Genomic DNA, 17,732 nt, shown 5'->3' on the forward strand with positions numbered 1-17,732 from the left:
GTTAGCGATCACCGCGTGGGCGCTTGTCGTTCCGGGCATTGCCCAGAAAGACCCCGCCCACCCTACTTGCGGCTCGAAGCGAGCCGCAAGTGAGCGCGATCATGACGGCGGCGTTCCCTGGGCAGGTCCCGGGTGACGCCGCTTTCCTTTTGCGCCTCCGGTTCCGGCTGCGCCGGGGCCGGCGCCGTCTCCGGCTCGCCGAGCCGGAATGCCGCCACCGCGCGCGACAGCGCCAGCGCCTGCATCTGCAGGGTGCGCGCTGCCGCCGCCGCTTCCTCGACCAGCGCGCAGTTCTGCTGGGTCACCTCGTCCATCCGCACGATCGCCTGGTTGACCTTGGCCAGGCTGCCGGCCTGGCCGGCGCTGGCGCTGCCGATACGGCCGACCGCATCTTCCATCGCCCGCGCCGCGCCGGCCGCGTCCTCGATGCTGGCGCCGGCCTGCAGCGCCCAGGCCGCGCAGCCGTCGATCTCGGCAATCGAACGCGCCGCCAGTTCGCGTACCTCGCGCGCCGCGCCGGCCGCGCGCTGGGCCAGCGACCGCACCCCGTTGGCGGCGTCGGCAAAGTCGGCGCCGCCCTCGCCCTTGCGCGCCGCGGCCAGGGCGGCATTCAGCGCCAGCGCACCGGCCTCGCTGGCGAAGGCATCGATCGCACCGGCCACCTCGGCCGCCCGGGCGGCGCCCTCCTTCACGGCGGCCAGCGTGGCCGCCATCCGTTCCACGGTCTGTCCGCCGTCACGGACGCTGCTCGACGCCGACTGCGCCAGCCGGTTCGCCGCCAGCGCGCTGGTGGCGGTCACGGTGACGGTTTCCGCCAACTGCTGCATGCTGGCCGCCGTGTCTTCCAGCGAACGGCTGCGGAACACGGCGCGGCTGTGCATGCTCAGCTTGCCCAGGCTGATGTCGCGCGAAGCGCTGCCGATGCTGCGGGCCGATTCCAGCACGGTGCGCAGGGCGCCGTTCAGGTTGCGGATGCCGGCATCGAGCGCGCGCGAGGTCTCGCCGATCTCGTCGTCGCCATAGGTGCGCTCGGCCACCGTCAGGTCGCCGCTGGCCAGGCCCAGCGCCGCCGCGCCGATGCCGCGGATTTGCTGCAGCAGGGCGCGCCGCACGGCCATGGTGATGGCCAGCGACACCCCGACCGCCAGCAGCACCACCACCGGCATCATGCCGGCCGTCAGCCGGAAGTCGGCGGCGGCGCCGTTGGACGCCTCTTCGGACAGCTCGCGCTCGAGCCTGGCCAGCATCGTCATGCGTTCCACCAGCGTCGAGAACGCGGCTTCCGGCTTGATCATGGCATTCGCGCCGATGGTCTGGTCGGCGTGCGCCAGCTCGACCACCTCGCGCGCCGCGCGCACGTACAGCCGGTGCGCCTGCGCCGCCTGCTCGACGTGGCGCCGTTCCAGTTCGTCGGACGCGGGCTGGCGCGCCAGCTCGCCAAAGGAACGGGCGATCGCACCGTGCTGGCGGTGGATGTCGGCGATCAGCAAGTCGATGCGGGTACGCGAAATGCTGCTGCCGAGCCAGGTGAGCAGCTTGTAGGTGTCCGCATGCACGCGCTGGGCCTGGGCAACCAGCTCGGTGGCGCTGCGCATCTGCACCGCGCGCGGGCCGACGATGGCCTGCAGGGACTGGTGCTGCCGCACCATCGCATAGTAGGCGCCGCTCGAGAGCAGCACCAGCAGCAACAGGACGACGCCGGGCGCGAGCAGCAGCTTGGGACCGATCTTCAGGCGCGACAGCATGGCTCAGGCGCCGCGCGAAGAAGTGTGGACGTGGGAAGGTTGCGACCGAACCAGCATGATGCCTCCCTGGGGATGAATGTTCAGTGCTGTATTCAATTTCCTAAATGCATTTGATGAATCTACGCGGTTCAATCTGGGCCGGTTTGCGGTCGCTCAGATCGGCCCCCGTCTTCGTGGTCAAACCAACAGACATATGCATTGTGTAACAGAAACTTACCAATTCAAGACAGTTGGCAGCCTGGCATCTTGTATCCTTCAGGTCGATCCGAACAAGCAGCTCACGAAGGAGATTCGCATGAACGCCAGAGTCATCGTCTTGGCTACCATACTTCTTGTCGCCGCCAACGCGCAGGCACAGCTGGCCGAGACGCCGGCTCGGCTCGAAGCCGAGCCGGGCGGACGCTTCGGTCCGCTGGCAAAGGGCTTCAAGCGCTACTCGCCGGTCTACGGCGGCAACGAGACCGCCAATCCCAACGACCGCCTGTTCCCGGGCTTCCGCACCGATCCCAGGCTCGTGCTCGGCTACGCCATCAATCCCTACCTGTCGCTGGAAACCGGCTACGCGCATCTACGCGACCAGGGCTTCCACAAGCTCGACACCTTCAACCCGAAGGCGGCCGCCGCCGATGCCGCGATCGGCGCCGGCGCGCTGGGCGCCGCCAGCAACACCACCTATGTGGCCGCCAAGATCACGCTGCCGGTCAACGAACGCCTCAGCGCCTACGGCAAGTTCGGCATCGCGCACAGCCGGGTGAACAACGATGGATTCATCAGCCCGCAGCAGGTGGCGGACCGGGTCGCCGGCAAGCCGGTCGGCGAGTTCGGCAGCGAGACCAGCACCGGACCGTACGGCGCCGTCGGCGCCCAGTACAAGCTCGACGACAAGACCACCGTCAAGGGCGAATACATCATGAACGGCAGCGCCAGCCAGTTCGGCAAGGCTTCGAACGCCAGCGGCTTGCGCGGAAGCGTCGGGATCGGCTTCTAATAAAAAACAGGGTGCGCCGCCGTCCGGCGGGCACCCTGGATGACACGACGGACCGGGGAATCAGGCCAGCTTGGCGGCGTGCTCACGGGTCGCGTGGAAGGTCAGCTTCGGCCAGCGCTCCTGCGTCAGGCGCAGGTTGACGCCGGAGGTGGCCAGGAAGGCCAGGTTGCCGGCCGCATCGTAGGCGACCTGGTGGCCGAGCTGATTTTCGAAGTCGGACAAGGCCTTCTTGTCGTCGCTCGACACCCAGCGCGCGCTACTGATGCTGCTGCTCTCGAACACGGCGTCGACCCCGTATTCGTTCAACAGGCGGCTGGCCACGACTTCGAACTGCAGCACGCCGACCGCGCCCAGGATCAGGTCCGATCCCAGCACCGGCTTGAACACCTGCACCGCGCCCTCTTCGCCCAGCTGCTGCAGGCCCTTGTGCAGCTGCTTCACTTTCAGCGGATTACGGATGCGCACCGTGCGGAACAGGTCCGGCGCGAAGTAGGGAATGCCGGTGAAGGTGAGCATCTCGCCTTCCGAGAAGCTGTCGCCGATCTGCATGTTGCCGTGGTTCGGCAAGCCGATGATGTCGCCGGCATAGGCTTCTTCCACCTGCTCGCGGCTGGATGCCATGAAGGTCACCACCGAGGACAGTTTCACCTCGCGGCCGAGCCGCAGGTGCTTGACCTTCATGCCCTTTTCAAAACGCCCCGAGCAAACGCGCAGGAAGGCGATACGGTCGCGGTGGGCCGGGTCCATGTTGGCCTGGATCTTGAAGACGAAGCCCGAGAACTTCGGTTCGGTCGGCGCGACCGCGCGCACGGTGGCGTCGCGTTCGCGCGGGGCCGGCGCCCAGTCGACCAGTGCCGACAGGATCTCGCGCACACCGAAGTTGTTGATCGCCGAGCCGAAGAACACCGGGGTCTGCACGCCCGACAGGAAACGCTCCAGGTCGAACACGTGCGAGGCGCCGTGCACCAGCTCGACTTCCATCTTGAGTTGCTCGATCTCGAGCGGGAACATCTCGGCCAGCTTCGGGTTGTCGATGCCCTTGACGATCTCGAAGGCGCCGTCGGCCTTCTCTTCGCCGGCCTTGAACAGCATGATCTCGTCCTTCAGCAGGTGGTACACGCCGCGGAAGTTCTTGCCCATGCCGATCGGCCAGGTCACTGGCGCGCACTCGATCTTCAGCACCGACTCGACCTCGTCGAGCAGTTCGAGCGGGTCGCGGGTCTCGCGGTCGAGCTTGTTCATGAAGGTGACGATCGGGGTGTCGCGCATGCGGCAGACGTCGAGCAGCTTGATGGTCTGCGCTTCCACGCCCTTGGCGGCGTCGATCACCATCAGGGCCGAGTCGACCGCGGTCAGCACGCGGTAGGTGTCTTCCGAGAAGTCCTGGTGGCCCGGGGTGTCGAGCAGGTTGATGACGTGATCGCGGAATTCGAACTGCATCACCGAAGACGCGACCGAGATGCCGCGCTGCTTCTCGATGTCCATCCAGTCCGAGGTCGCGTGGCGGCCGCTCTTGCGGCCCTTGACGGTGCCGGCGAGCTGGATCGCACCCGAGAACAGCAGCAGCTTCTCGGTCAGCGTGGTTTTACCCGCGTCGGGGTGGGAAATGATGCCGAAGGTGCGGCGGCGCGCGACTTCGCGCGCGATCACGGCGGCCGGCTTGCCTGCCGACGCAGCGGAAGCGGCATCGAGGTTGGATTCTTCTGGCGTTACTGCTGCGGTATCGGTGGACATGGTCTCGGCCAATCTGGGTTCTGCAAAACCGGCGATTTTACCGGTTACAGGCCGCCTTGTGTGGACGGCGCGCATCGTTCTCCCCGCAGCCAGCGCAGCTTGCCAGCAATTTGTCAGCACTTTGTCAGCTTTGATTCAGCAATTTGACAGCTTCAGTGTTTATACTCGGCAACATTAATGATTCCATGAGGAAACTATGTTTTCCCGAGCTATCCGGCGCCAGCCCGGCTTTACCCTGGTCGAACTGATGGTGGCGGTAGCCGTCGTCGGCATCCTGGCCGCGATCGCCCTGCCCGCCTACAGCCAATATATCGTGCGCAGCAACCGCACCGCGGCCCAGGCCTACCTGATGGACCTGGCCCAGGCCCAGGCCCAGTACATGGCGGACAGCCGCAGCTATGCGTCCTCGGTCGACGACCTGAACCTGCCGGTGCCGGACAATGTCGGCGCCAAGTACGAGATCGCCATCGAATTCGAGGACGGCCCGCCGCAGGCCTATACCATCACCGCCACCCCGCGCGAGGGCTCGGCCCAGGTCGAGGATGGCGAACTGAGCATCAACCAGGCCGGCACCCGCACGCCGGGCGACAAATGGTAAGCATGAAAACGCCGGCGCGCGGCTTCACCCTGCCCGAACTGATGACCGTGCTGGTCATCATGGCGGTGCTGGGGGCGATGGCGGCGCCGGCCTACGGCGACTGGGTCGCCTCGAGCCGCGCGCGCAGCGCCGGCACCGACCTGCACATGGCCCTGAACCTGGCGCGCAGCGAAGCGATCAAGCGCAACGCCGAGGTCACGCTGGCCGCGAACGAGGACGGCTGGCAGGCCGGCTGGCAGATCGCCGCACCGGGCGACGCCGACCGCCTGCTGCACGACCACCCGGCGCTCGCCGGCGTGAGCATCGACGGCCCGGACAGCGTCACCTACCTGCCGAGCGGCCGCATCCGGGGCAGCACGCTGCCTGCCTTCGATATCGCCGCCGCGAGCGGCGACGAACGCCGCTGCGTGAAGGCAGACCTGTCCGGCCGCCCGAACCTGACCCACTCCCGCTGCTGACGCCATGCTGCCCACGACGCCATCATTCCCCCCAACCCGGCATGCCCGCGGCCTGAGCCTGGTCGAAGTGCTGATCACCCTGGTGGTGCTGGCCTTCGGCCTGCTGGGCCTGGCCGCCTTCCAGGCCAAGGCCCATGTGGGCACGCTCGAGTCCTACCAGCGCGCCCAGGCCGCGGTGCTGCTGCAGGACATGCAGTCTCGCCTGTCCGGCAACAGCGCGCATGCCGCCGACTACACCACCGACGAGCCACTCGGCGCCGGTAGCGAGGTGGGCGAGGACTGCAGCGCCGAAGCGGCCGGCAGCGCGCGCGACCTGTGCGAATGGAGCGCCGCCCTGAAGGGCGCGGCCGAGCAGCGCGGCACCGGGACCAGCACCAGCAATGTCGGCGCGATGCAGGACGCGCGCGGCTGCATCGCCGAAGTGCAGGCGAAGAACGAAGCCGCCGGGGTCTGCACCCCGGCCGTCTACCTCGTCACCGTCGCCTGGCAGGGCATGCACCCGACCCGCGCCCCGGCCCAGGCCTGCGGCAAGGACCTGTACGGCGAAGACACCCACCGCCGCGCCGTGTCGGTGCGCGTGGCCGTCGGCCTGCCGGGCTGCATCTGATCTGCGCACCAGGACCCCGCATGCCTACCCTGCCTTCCCTCCCCTCCCGCCACCGGGCCCGCGGCTTTTCGCTGGTCGAGCTGATGGTGGCCTCGGCCATCGGCCTGGCCATCCTGGCCGCACTGTCCACCATGTTCGTGAAGAATACCCGGGCCCAGCAGGAGATCGAACAGGCCCACCGCCAGGTCGAGAACGGCCGCTACGCGATCGACCTGCTAACGGTGGACCTGCGCAATGCCGGCTACTATGCCGAGTTCGATCCCAGCGTGCTGGCCAGTCCCGCCGCCCTGCCGGCGTTGTGCGCCGCCAACCTGGACGGCCTCAAGGCCGGCCTGGTGCTGCCGGTGCAGGGACTGGACGGCGGCGCCGCCATGCCGGCCTGCCTGGCCGACCTGCGCGCCGGCACCGATGTGCTGGTGGTGCGCCGCACCGCCACCTGCGTGGCAGGCATCGGCAACTGCGCCGCGACATCCGCCGGGGGTCCGTTCTTCCAGGCCTCGCTGTGCAACAACGCCACCGAGCTCGATTCGCCGAACGTGGCCGATTTCTATGCGCTCAGCCTGTCGACCGCCAACCTGAACCGCCACGGGCGCGACTGCAGCCCGACGCCCGCCAGCGGTACCCTGGCCGACGTGCGCCGCTACCGCACCCATATCTATTACATCGCCAACAACAACCGCGCCGGCGACGGCATTCCGACCCTGAAGCGCCTGGAGCTGGGCAGCACCGGAACGGCGCCCACCTGGCCGGCGGTGCCGCTGGCCGAAGGCATCGAGAACCTGCAGCTCGAATACGGCCTGGACCTGGCCAAGGACGGCGTCGCCGACCTCACGGCCGCCGACCCGGCGACCGCCAACGGCTGCACCGACGCGGCCTGCGCGGTGGGCAACTGGCGCAGCGCGGTCGCGGTGCGCATCCACCTGCTCGCTCGGAATACCCAGGCCACCCCCGGCTACACCGACACCAAGAGCTATACCCTCGGTCTGGATGCCGACGGCGAGGAGCACCGCATCGAACCCGCCAACGACGGCTACAAGCGCCACGTGTTCCAGACCCAGGTGGAGCTGCCCAACCCGGCCGGACGGAGACTACCATGAACCACGTACATCCCGGGCGCCAGCGCGGCGTCACCCTGGTCACCGCCCTGGTGATGCTGGTGCTGCTGACCCTGATCGCACTGACCACCTTCAATGTCGGCAAGTCGAACCTGCAGATCGTCAGCAACATGCAGCAGCGCGACGAAGCCGCCGCCGCCGCGCGCGAAGTGATCGAGGAAGCGATCAGCACCACCCGCTTCAGCGCCACCCCCGACCACGTGCTGGCCGACCCCTGCGGCGCCCCCAACCAGCGCTGCGTCGACAGCAACGGCGACGGCCGCGACGACGTGCGCGTGCGGATCGCGCAGCGCCCGAAATGCGTGAAGGCGCCGGTGATCAAGAACACCGCGCTCGACTTGGCCAGGGCCGAGGACCAGGTGTGCAGCATGGGCAGTTCGCAGAGCTTCGGCGTGGCTGGCGCGGTGGACGGCAATTCCGCCTGCGCCGACAGCATCTGGGAAATCCGGGCCGAAGCCACCGACATGGAGACCGAAGCCCAGGTCCAGGTCACACAGGGCGTGGCCGTGCGTGTAGCGCGCGACGACGTCACCAACAATTGTCCGACCACCTGAGCAGCCCAGAAGGATTCCACCATGTTCCGCATCTCCCGCTCCGCTTCCTTCCGTGCCCGCGCCCCGCGCCTGGCGCTGGGTCTCTCGTGCGCCCTGCTGGTCCTGTCGCAGCCGGCCGGCGCCGACGACATTGACATCTTCACCGGCGCCTCGGCCGGGACCAACGTCAATCCGCGCATCCTGATCGTGCTCGACAACACCTCGAACTGGGCGCGCCAGAACCAGAAATGGCCCGGCGGCGTCACCCAGGGCCAGTCGGAAGCGAATGCGATCAAGCGCGTCCTTGCCGATCTCAATGGTTCGGTCAGCCTGGGCCTGATGGAATTCGTCACCGGCGGCAACGCCAACGACAACGGCGGCTTCATCCGCCGCACGATCCGGCCGATGACGGCCGACAACAAGGCCGCCTTCAGCGCCGAGCTGACCACGATCTACAACAACATCAACGACCCGAACGAGAAGCGTAACTCGAACACCCCGTACGGCAACCTGATGTACGACGTGTACAACTACTTCGCGAACGAGAATTCCTACTCGCCTGCCGGGGTGGTTGCGAGCAAGGCCGATACGAGCGGCTACACGACCCCTTTCACGAAATTCAGGTCGCCCCTGACCACCGACAACCTGTGTGGCAAGACCTTCGTCATCTTCATCGGCAATCCGAACGCCAGCGGCCCATCCGCGGATAGCTCGGCCAATACCGCCCTGCTCAACACCCTCAACGGCGCGCCGGTCACCCAGCTCGGCCTGCCGAACTTCAGCAGCCGCACCGTGAGCACGCCGACCACGATCGGCAACACGGCGGCCTGCTACGGCAGCGCCACCGCCGCCGAGGCCGGACTGGCCGCTTTCAGCGCAACCTGCGCCGACTACACCGACGGCTGCAAGATCGGCAGTGCCGTCCCCAGCGCGGCCGGCGTGTGCACCGCGCCGAACAGCCAGTACAGCGTGATCGCCACCGACACCATCATCACCAACGTGCCGACCGGCAGCTACAGCACCGACACCGGCCCGCGCAACGCCGACGAATGGGCGCGCCTGCTGCATGACCGCGGCGTACCCCTGGCAGGCAGCACCATCCGTCCCAACGTCACCACCTATACCATCGACGTCTACAATGCCCAGCAGAACGGCACGCATACCTCGCTGATGCTGAGCATGGCGCGCGCCGGCGGCGGCAAGTACTTCGCCGCCAAGAACGAGGAAGCGATCGTCGACGCGCTCAAGGAAATCCTGGTCGAGATCCAGGCGGTCAACACCACCTTTGCCTCCACCAGCCTGCCGGTGAACGCGACCAACCGTTCGCAGAACGAAAACCAGGTCTTCATCGGCATGTTCCGCCCCGATCCGGACGCCAAGCCGCGCTGGTTCGGCAACCTCAAGCGCTACCAGCTGATCGACAGCAACGGCAACATCGACCTCGGCGACGCCGCCGGCAAGCAGGCCGTGAACTCGGTCACGGGCTTCGTGACGCCCTGCGCCACCAGCTACTGGAGCAGCGACAGCGGCACCTACTGGAGCGGCCTGGGCCTGACGCCCGACCCGGCCGGCACCTGTACGACCAGCGGCTTCGACCCGTATTCGGACGCCCCCGACGGCCCCTTCGTGGAAAAAGGCGCGGCGGCGCAGATCCTCAGGCAGGGCAACGTCGCCGCCGGCACCTCGACCTCGAACGCCGTGAACCGCAAGGTGCTGACCCACGTGGCAGGGGTCGGCCTGACCGACCTGAGCCCGGCCAACAGCGGCATGGACGCCAACCTGGTGAAGTTCATCCGCGGCGAAGACACGAATAACGAAAAAGGCGGCGGGCCGTCGACTACCACGCGGCCCTCGATCCATGGCGACGTCATCCATTCTCGTCCGCTGCCGGTCAACTACGGCAGCGACAAGGGCGGCGTGACGGTGTTCTATGGCGCCAACGACGGCACCCTGCGCGCCCTGAACGCCGCCACCGGGGTCGAACGCTGGGCCTTCGTGGCGCCGGAATTCAACGTGCGCCTGTCGCGCCTGAAGAGCAATTCGCCGCTGGTCGCCTATCCGAACATGCCGGACCTGGACATCACCCCGACCAAGAAGGACTACTTCTTCGACGGTTCGACCGGCCTCTACCAGGACGCCACCAGCTCGACCGTCTGGATCTACCCGACCATGCGCCGCGGCGGCCGCATGATCTACGCACTCGACGTCAGCACCGTCGGCAGCCCTGCCTTCAAGTGGAAGGTGGGCTGCCCGAACCTGACCGACGACACCGGCTGCACCGCGGGGATGTCCGGCATCGGCCAGACCTGGTCGACCCCGAGCGTGGCCTTCATCAAGGGCTATGAGCAAGGCACCAAGCCGGTGCTGGTGGTGGGCGGCGGCTACGACAGCTGCGAGGATGCCGATACCCGGACCCCGAACTGCGCCAATCCCAAGGGCGGCGTAATCTACATCCTCGACGCCGATACCGGCGCGATCGTACGCTCGTTCCCGACCACCCGTTCGGTGGCGGCCGACATCGCGATGGTCGACATCGACAACGACGCCATGCCCGACTATGCCTACGCCGCCGACACCGGCGGCAACCTGTACCGGGTGGACTTCGTGGGCAGCAACCACGCGGCCCTGGCCAGCGCTTCCTGGCGCAGCCGCAAGGTGGCCTACACCAGCGGGAGCGGGCGCAAGTTCCTGTTCGCGCCGGCATTGCTGCCGGCGCCGGACAACGTCTACGTGGCGATCGGCAGCGGCGACCGCGAGCATCCGCTGGCCAGCAATTATCCGTTCACCGGGGTCACCAACCGCCTGTACGTGTACAAGGACAGCCTGCTGGCCGCCCAGGACGCCGAGCCGGTCAACCTCGATGCGCTGGAAAACTACAGCGCCAGCAGCACCAATAGCTGCCAGAACGCGCCGGTGCTGCCGGCCGGCACCCTGAAGGGCTGGTTCATGGACCTCAACCAGAACGGCGCGGGCGAGCAGGTCGTGACCTCGGCCCTGATCGCCGGCGGCATGGTCACCTTCAGCACCAACCGCCCGATCCCGCCGGCGGCCGGTACCTGCTCGACCACGCTCGGCGAGGCGCGCGGCTACTGGGTCAACCTGCTCAACGGTTCCGGCGCGATCGGCGTGGGCGGCACCTGCGGCGGCCAGCGCTCCTCGCCCTTCGTGGGCGGCGGCCTGCCGCCCTCCCCGGTGCTGGCCAACGGCGTACCGATCGCCGGCAAGGCCACCACGGTGGTGATCGGCGCGGTGCAAAAGGGGTCGAACGGCGCAGTCGGCGCCAGCGTGCCGATCGCGCCGCAGAAAATCCGGCCGGCGATCAGCTCGAAACGCAAGCGCTCCTACAGCTACACCTCCGGCGCCGAATAAAGCCGGGAAGCGGACTGCGCCCCGCACAGTCCGCACCCGTTGCGCCTGCCCAACGTTTTCTCGAGAAATAGGTTTATCTAAAGAATATTTTTCCGATTGGAACCAAATTTCCTGTGGGAGACTATTTGTTCCATTTCTCGATGAAAACACAGGAGTAGCAAATGTCCAGCCGTGGTCGCACCATGATGTCCCTGCCTTCCCTGCGCCAGTCGGTCGCCGCCGCCGTGCTGATGTGTTCCGCCGCCGCGGCCCCATCCTTCGCCGCCACCTTGACGGTGGGCGCCGGCAAGGCCTTCGCGACGCCTTGCAAGGCCTTCGCTGCCGCGGCCGCCGGTGACGTGATCGAAATCGATGCCGGCACCGCCTATGTGGGCGATGTCTGCGGCATCTACCCCAGCAACCTGGTGATCCGTGGCGTCAACGGCCGTCCGAAGATCGACGCCGGTGGCGCCAATGCCATGGGCAAGGGCACCTGGGTGGTGGTCGGCAACGGCATCACCATCGAGAACGTCGAGATGTTCGGCGCGCGCGTGGCGGACCGCAACGGTGCGGCCCTGCGCCTGGAAGGCACCGGCTTCACCCTGCGCCGCAGCTTCCTGCACGATAACGAGAACGGCATCCTGTCGGGCGCGAATACTGCCTCGGACATCGTGATCGAAAACTCCGAATTCGGCCACAACGGCTACGGCGACGGCTACTCGCACAACCTGTACATCGGCAACGTCCGCAGCCTGACGTTCCGCTACAACTATTCGCACGACGCCAACGTCGGCCACAACCTCAAGTCGCGCGCACAGACCAACACGATCGCCTATAACCGCTTCTCGAGCACCCCGGTGGGCCAGCCGAACACCACCGCCAGCGGCCAGCCGAGCTACGAGGTGAACCTGCCGAACGCCGGCATTGCCTACGTGATCGGCAACGTGATCCAGCAGCCCTCGGCCAACCAGAACCCGGGCATGCTCACCTTTGGCGAAGAAGGCGCGACCAATCCGGGCCAGAGTCTGTACGTGGTCAACAATACTTTCCTGAACGACGACGGCTCGCGCGGCACCTTCGTGATGGTGGGCAGCGGCGTCAGCACCCCGGTCCTGCTGCAGAACAACATCTTCGCGGGCACCGGCACGATGAGCACCCAGGCGGCTGCGCTCGACAAGAGCAACTACCGCTCGCTGGCCCCGAGCTTCGTCGACCGCGCCAACTACGACCTGCGTCCGGCCGCCGGCGCGCTGATGATCGACGCCGGCACCAATCCCGGTACCTCGCTGACCGGACTGTCGCTGGTCCCCAGCGCACAATACAAGCACAGCGCAGGCAGCGAACTGCGGCCGGTGAGCGGCGCGCTCGATATCGGCGCCTACGAAGCGGTCGCCACCACCGCGCCGGCACCGGCCCCGGCTCCCGCCCCGACCCCGATCGCGGATGTCACCCCGCCGACGGTGCGGATCGCCAGCCCGACTGGCGGGCGCGTCAGCGGCACGGTCACGGTCATGGTGCAATCGTCCGACGACAGCGGCGCGGCGGGCATCACCAACCAGCTGTATATCGATGGCGTACTGGTTGCCAGCAACCAGGGAGCGAGCCTGTCCTACAAGTGGAGCACCCGGAAGGTGGCAAAAGGGACGCACACCGTGAAAGCGCTTGCCAAGGATGCTGCCGGTAACGTGTCCACCACCTCGGTGCAGGTCAGCAAGTAAGAACGGCGCAGCATCCCGCACGGCTGCATGAGGAAAGCCCCGCGTCGCGGGGCTTTTCCGTTGGCGCTACAGCGCAGGAAACCGGAGCGCGACCCGCAGCCCCCACCCGCCTGCGCCATTGGCCAGGCCATCGCCCAGTTCCACCTGGGCGCCATGCGCGGCGGCGATCTCGCGCACGATCGCCAGGCCCAGGCCGGAGCCCTGGCTGTGCTGATCGAGGCGCACGAAGCGCTGGAACACCCGGCCCCGCTTCTCGAGCGGGATGCCGGGCCCGGAATCCTCGACCGCGAACAGCACGCCGTCCGGCGTCGGTTGGCAATGTACGGTGACCGTGCCCTGTGACGGCGTGTAGCGCAGCGCGTTGTCGACCAGGTTGTCGACCAGGTCGCGCAGCATGTGGCGCTCGCCGCGTAGTTGCGTCGGGCTGAGCTCGAAGCCGAGGTCGATGTCCTTGCGCAGCGCCTGCTCGACGAAGCCCTGGGCCGCCTCGGCCACGAGCGCCGACAGGTCGAGCGGCACCAGCGCCGCCTGCTCGAAGCGGTCCGGTCCGGCGCGTTCGAGCGAGAGCAACTGGTTGGCCTGGCGGATCATGCGCTCGTTGGCCTGCAGCAGCAGTTCGACCGTGCGCACCGTCTCGGGATCGTCGCGGTGGCGGCCGGCCAGCCACTCCAGCTGCAGGCGCAGCCCGGCCAGCGGCGTGCGCAGCTGGTGCGCGACGTTGGCGCGAAAATCGTCCTGGGCCCGGGCGCCGGCCGCGATCCGTCCCAGCAGCGCATTGAAGGCGCTCACCAGCGGCGCAATTTCGCGCGGCATGGCGCTGTCGTCCAGCGGCGCAAGGTCATGGCTGCCGCGTGCGTCCAGGCGGGCGCGCAGGCGCGCCAGCGGCGCCAGGCCGTTGCCGACCGAGAACCAGACCAGGCCCACCAATGCCAGGCTGAACAGCACTTCCAGTAGCACCAGGGCGCGCACGATGGCCGAACGGACCTGGTGGCGCTGGCTCAGGGTGCGCGCCACGCCGACCTCGACCGGGCCGCTTGCACCCGGCACCAAGAGGCTGGCGATGCGCACCGGCTGGCCATGCATGCGCGCGTCGCGCACCGGCTCCCCGGCCGTGCGGCGCGGAAAGGCCGGATCGCCGGCCAGCACCCGGCCATCGGCCGCACGCACCACGAACCAGCTGGCATCGGGCGCAGCGGCGCCGAGCGCATGGACCGCGGGCAGTTCCAGCCCCATGGCCGGGCTGCCGGGCCGCAGGCGCGCGGCCAGGCCGGCGGCGGCGTCCAGCAAGCCCTGGTCGAAGGCCAGCTGGGCCGGGGTCCAGGCCAGCAGGTAGGTCAGGCTGGCGGCCAGCAGGTTGAACACGAGGATGGGAGCGACCAGCCACTTGAGCAGGCGCAGGCGAATGCTGGTCATCGCGCTCAGTGGGCGGGCGGCGTTGCTTCGAGCAGGTAGCCGAAGCCGCGGATGGTGCGGATCGCCACCCCGGCGCCTTCCAGCTTCAGGCGCAGGCGCGAGACGTAGACCTCGACCGCATTCAGGGTCAGGTCGTCGCCCCAGGGAGCGATGGCGTCGATGATCTGCTGCTTCGACACCACGCGCCCCACATGCTGCAGCAGATATTCGAGCACGCCCCACTCGCGCGCCGACAGTTCGAGCGGGCGTTCGCCTACGCGGGCACGGCGGGTGGCACTGTCGAGGCTGAGGCGCCCGAGCCCGACCTGGCGGGGCGCGGGCGCCACGCGCCGCGCCAGCGCACGGATGCGCGCCACCAGTTCCGCCGTGGCGAAGGGTTTGACCAGATAGTCGTCGGCACCGCTTTCCAGCCCACGCACGCGGTCCTCGACCGCATCGCGCGCGGTCAGCAACAACACCGGGATGGTGGCGCCGCGGGCGCGCAGGCGGCGCAGCACTTCGAAGCCGTCGATGCCGGGCAGGCCGATATCGAGCACCACCAGCGTGGGCAGGCTGCCCTGCAGCCGGGCGTCGGCGCCCAGGCCGTCGCGCAGCAGTTCGACCTGCATCTCGTGCGCCTCCAGCGTGCGCACCAGGCCGTCGGCCAGCAGGGCGTCGTCTTCGACCAGCAGCAGGGACAAGGACATGTCGTGTCAGGAAAATAGGAAAGTCACATTATGCGGGAATTCCGCGCACAGGCGTTTCCTTGGCAAAACAAAAGGCCATGACAGAACGACATCTGCCTAGTAGGACTGGACTGACAAAACCGCCTGCGCCAAGCCTACACAGGTGCGACTGCTAATCTTATGTTCGGCAGCGGACTATAGCTTTAATGTACACACATCGCGATGAGGAAACGAAAACAAGACCTCAAACAATCGCAAACCGACGCATGTTAGAGATAAGAGGACAGAAAATGAACAACACTCAACTTGGTGGTACGCACAAAGCGCAGCACAAGATCCCAGCCACGAGTGAGACTGTGAAAGCCGCGTCCCGCCCCGTTGTCAGCTACAGCGGCACCCAGCAGAACGAACTGCTCGCCGCCCTGCCCCGCCAAGACCTGGAAAGCCTGTTCGAGCAACTGGAACTTGTCCCACTGCCATTTGGCAAAGAGTTATTCGAGTATGGCAGCAAATTGGAATACGTGTATTTTCCGACGACCGCAATCGTGTCGCTGCTGTATGTGATGGAAGATGGCGCCACCACCGAGATCGCGGTGGTCGGCCACGAAGGCGCGGTCGGCGTATCGCTGTTCATGGGCGAGCGCGCTACCTGCAGCGCCGTGGTGCAGAGCGCCGGCTACGGCTACCGCCTCAAGACCCAGTTCCTGCGTGACGCCTTCAACAAGGGCGGCGCCCTGCCGCAGCTCCTGATGCGCTACACCAACGCCCTGTTCGCCCAGATGGCCCAGAACGCCGTCGGCGGCCGCCACAGCTCGATCGAGCAGAAACTGTGCCGCTGGCTGCTCGACCGCCTGGACCGTTCGGCCAGCAACGAGCTGAAGGTGACCCAAGAACTCATCTCGATCATGCTGGGCGTGCGCCGCGAAAGCATCACCGCCGCCGCCGGCAAGCTGCAGGACGAAGGCCTGATCCAGTACCGCCGCGGCAACATCACCGTCCTCGACCGCGCAGGCCTGGAAGAATACGCCGGCGAATGCTACAAGGTCGCCAAGTCGGAATACGATCGCCTGCTGTCGGATGTGGCGCGCTAAGAACTGACCCGGGCCCCGTCGGGCGCCTTGCCCGATTGCCCTTCCAACGCCGTTCCCGCCATCCGGGACGGCGTTGTCGTTTCCACGCTCGCCATGATCGGCGCTACCCCATGGGCGCCGTCGCCGCCCGGCGCCGCCGCCGGAATCCAGGCCTGCACGCAGGTGCCGACCCCATTCACGCCGCGCTCGACGCTGAGGGTGCCGCCCAGCAGCAGCGCCCGTTCGCGCATTCCGAGCAGGCCGTGCGATTTCGAGCGCGCCATCGCGTCGGCGGGAATGCCGATGCCGTCGTCCGTTATTTCCAGTTCCCAGCCGCCCGGTTCGCGCGTCAGGTTGACGATCACGGTGCGCGCCTGGGCGTACTTGGCGATGTTGTTGAGGGCTTCCTGGGTGATGCGGAACAGCGCGATCGCCTGCATCGGGCCGGCACGATCGGCCTCGGCGTCGATCAGCGCGTCGCAGTCGAGCGCGGTGACGCGCGCGTAATCGGCGCAATAGCTCTGCAGCGCGGCCGACAGGCCCATGTTGTCGAGCAGGCTGGGGCGAAGGTTCTCGATGATGCGGCGCTTCAGCTGGACGGTATCGACCAGGGTCCGGCGCGCCCGCCCCAGCATGGCCACCAGTTCCGGATGCGAAGCCCTGAGCTGTTCGCTGACCGTGGTCATGTCCATGCCGATGGCGGTCAGGTTGGCGCCCATCTCGTCGTGCAGTTCGCGCGCCAGCCGCGATTTTTCTTCTTCCGATACCTTGATCAGGTGACGCGACAGGACCGACAGCTGTTCGGTACGCTCGGCAACGATGGCTTCCAGGCTGTCGTTGGTCAGCTGCAGCGCGCGCTCGGCCTCCAGGCGCAGGCCGAAGCTGCGCTGCACCAGGTTATGGAACAGCAGGATCACCAGGATCGCGGCCGCATTGATGCCGACGCCGAGCAGCACGGTGCGGCGCGACTGTTCGTAGAAGGCATGGGTGCGCGCGGCCAGCAATTCGTTCTGTTCGCGCGTCATGATCACGACCTGCAGGCGGATCTCGTCCATCTGGCCGCGCTCGTCGGCCGCCGCGGAAATGGCCACGATGTCGACCAGCCCGCCGCGGCGGTAAACCTCGAGCGCCTGGTGCATCAGGCCGAGCTTGCGCTGGACCAGGCTGCGCAGTTGGTTCAGGTTCCTGGTCTGCGAGGGATTGTCGGCGAGCAGCACGCCGAGGGCGCGCAGCTGGTTGTCGATCTGCTGGGGCGCCGCATGCAGCGGGCCCAGGTTCACTTCCGAGCCGGACAGAAAATAGCCGCGCAATCCGCTTTCGGCGTCGGTCACCAGTAGGTTGAGCAATTGAAGCTCGTCGGACACGCGCGCGGTCTGGGCCTGCAGCGCGTTGGCCGAGCGCAAGTCGTCCAGGTTGCGGATCAGGAACACCGCGTTGATGACCAGGATGACCACGCAGGCCACGCACAACAGGGTCTTGGAGAGCGGCAGGCCGCGCAACCGCTTGCCATCGAAGGCAGTGGAAAAGTACATGGGCTTCCTTTCGCGCAACTTATGCCGTCCGCGCCGATTATAGTCGCGTTAGCGCGACAGTGCAGCGCAGTCAAAACCCGTGAAACGTTACGCGCATGCCAGCCTCGATGAATGCGCAAATGCTGGGTGGCCGACGCCTGCAAGTGTGCGCGCATACGGGGCGGTATGCAATACAAATGTTGCACCGCAGCGAAATTTTTGTAAGGTT

General features: G+C 67.2%; 14 protein-coding genes. 9 read left to right on the forward strand and 5 right to left on the reverse strand.

Features of this window, described 5'->3' with window-relative positions; translation table 11 throughout:
- Positions 1 to 62: 62 nt before the first annotated feature.
- Entirely contained in the window at positions 63 to 1,745 is a 1,683-nt protein-coding gene (locus AB3347_RS18740) for a methyl-accepting chemotaxis protein (protein ID WP_369093227.1), read from the reverse strand.
- A gap of 295 nt (positions 1,746 to 2,040) precedes the next feature.
- Between AB3347_RS18740 and AB3347_RS18745 the strand changes: the two genes are divergently transcribed.
- Positions 2,041 to 2,733, forward strand: coding sequence for an outer membrane beta-barrel protein (locus tag AB3347_RS18745; RefSeq protein WP_369093228.1), 693 nt, complete (start codon positions 2,041 to 2,043; stop codon positions 2,731 to 2,733).
- A gap of 60 nt (positions 2,734 to 2,793) precedes the next feature.
- Here the strand turns inward: AB3347_RS18745 and AB3347_RS18750 are convergent, their stop codons facing one another.
- The gene (locus AB3347_RS18750) at positions 2,794 to 4,467 is read right to left on the reverse strand and encodes a peptide chain release factor 3 (protein WP_369093229.1); all 1,674 of its coding nucleotides are present in this window, start codon (positions 4,465 to 4,467) and stop codon (positions 2,794 to 2,796) included.
- 196 nt (positions 4,468 to 4,663) lie between these two features.
- Here AB3347_RS18750 and AB3347_RS18755 point away from each other — a divergent pair, with 196 nt between their 5' ends.
- The 7 genes from AB3347_RS18755 to AB3347_RS18785 all read left to right on the forward strand — a co-directional run bounded on the left by AB3347_RS18755 (position 4,664) and on the right by AB3347_RS18785 (position 12,844).
- Entirely contained in the window at positions 4,664 to 5,065 is a 402-nt protein-coding gene (locus AB3347_RS18755) for a type IV pilin protein (RefSeq protein WP_369093230.1), read from the forward strand.
- Positions 5,059 to 5,523: a GspH/FimT family pseudopilin gene (locus AB3347_RS18760; protein ID WP_369093231.1), complete on the forward strand. Its 465-nt coding sequence runs from the start codon at positions 5,059 to 5,061 to the stop codon at positions 5,521 to 5,523. The genes AB3347_RS18755 and AB3347_RS18760 overlap by 7 nt, the downstream gene beginning before the upstream one ends.
- A gap of 4 nt (positions 5,524 to 5,527) precedes the next feature.
- Positions 5,528 to 6,130, forward strand: a complete 603-nt coding sequence (gene pilV / locus AB3347_RS18765) for a type IV pilus modification protein PilV (protein ID WP_369093232.1) — start codon at positions 5,528 to 5,530, stop codon at positions 6,128 to 6,130.
- A gap of 20 nt (positions 6,131 to 6,150) precedes the next feature.
- Entirely contained in the window at positions 6,151 to 7,227 is a 1,077-nt protein-coding gene (locus AB3347_RS18770) for a PilW family protein (RefSeq protein ID WP_369093233.1), read from the forward strand.
- Positions 7,224 to 7,799, forward strand: coding sequence for a hypothetical protein (locus AB3347_RS18775; protein ID WP_369093234.1), 576 nt, complete (start codon positions 7,224 to 7,226; stop codon positions 7,797 to 7,799). Before AB3347_RS18770 ends, AB3347_RS18775 begins: the two co-directional genes overlap by 4 nt.
- A 21-nt stretch (positions 7,800 to 7,820) precedes the next feature.
- Positions 7,821 to 11,147 (forward strand): pilus assembly protein, encoded by a 3,327-nt coding sequence (locus AB3347_RS18780; protein ID WP_369093235.1) that lies wholly within the window; start codon positions 7,821 to 7,823, stop codon positions 11,145 to 11,147.
- A 161-nt stretch (positions 11,148 to 11,308) separates the two neighbouring features.
- The gene (locus tag AB3347_RS18785) at positions 11,309 to 12,844 is read left to right on the forward strand and encodes an Ig-like domain-containing protein (protein WP_369093236.1); all 1,536 of its coding nucleotides are present in this window, start codon (positions 11,309 to 11,311) and stop codon (positions 12,842 to 12,844) included.
- Between the two features lie 66 nt (positions 12,845 to 12,910).
- Here the strand turns inward: AB3347_RS18785 and AB3347_RS18790 are convergent, their stop codons facing one another.
- Together AB3347_RS18790 and AB3347_RS18795 are read right to left on the reverse strand one after the other, a co-directional pair.
- On the reverse strand, positions 12,911 to 14,257 hold the full coding sequence (locus tag AB3347_RS18790; protein WP_369093237.1) for a sensor histidine kinase: 1,347 nt from the start codon (positions 14,255 to 14,257) through the stop codon (positions 12,911 to 12,913).
- A 5-nt stretch (positions 14,258 to 14,262) separates the two neighbouring features.
- Positions 14,263 to 14,943, reverse strand: a complete 681-nt coding sequence (locus AB3347_RS18795; RefSeq protein WP_369093238.1) for a response regulator transcription factor — start codon at positions 14,941 to 14,943, stop codon at positions 14,263 to 14,265.
- 269 nt (positions 14,944 to 15,212) lie between these two features.
- Between AB3347_RS18795 and AB3347_RS18800 the strand changes: the two genes are divergently transcribed.
- Entirely contained in the window at positions 15,213 to 16,013 is an 801-nt protein-coding gene (locus AB3347_RS18800; protein ID WP_369093239.1) for a Crp/Fnr family transcriptional regulator, read from the forward strand.
- Here AB3347_RS18800 and AB3347_RS18805 read toward each other — a convergent pair.
- Positions 16,010 to 17,524 carry a CHASE3 domain-containing protein gene (locus AB3347_RS18805; RefSeq protein WP_369093240.1) on the reverse strand — a complete coding sequence of 505 codons (1,515 nt, stop codon included), beginning with the start codon at positions 17,522 to 17,524 and terminating at the stop codon, positions 16,010 to 16,012. The genes AB3347_RS18800 and AB3347_RS18805 overlap by 4 nt on opposite strands.
- Positions 17,525 to 17,732: the final 208 nt, after the last annotated feature.

Source organism: Massilia sp. X63 (assembly GCF_041023745.1).
Taxonomy (GTDB): Bacteria; Pseudomonadota; Gammaproteobacteria; order Burkholderiales; family Burkholderiaceae_D; genus Telluria.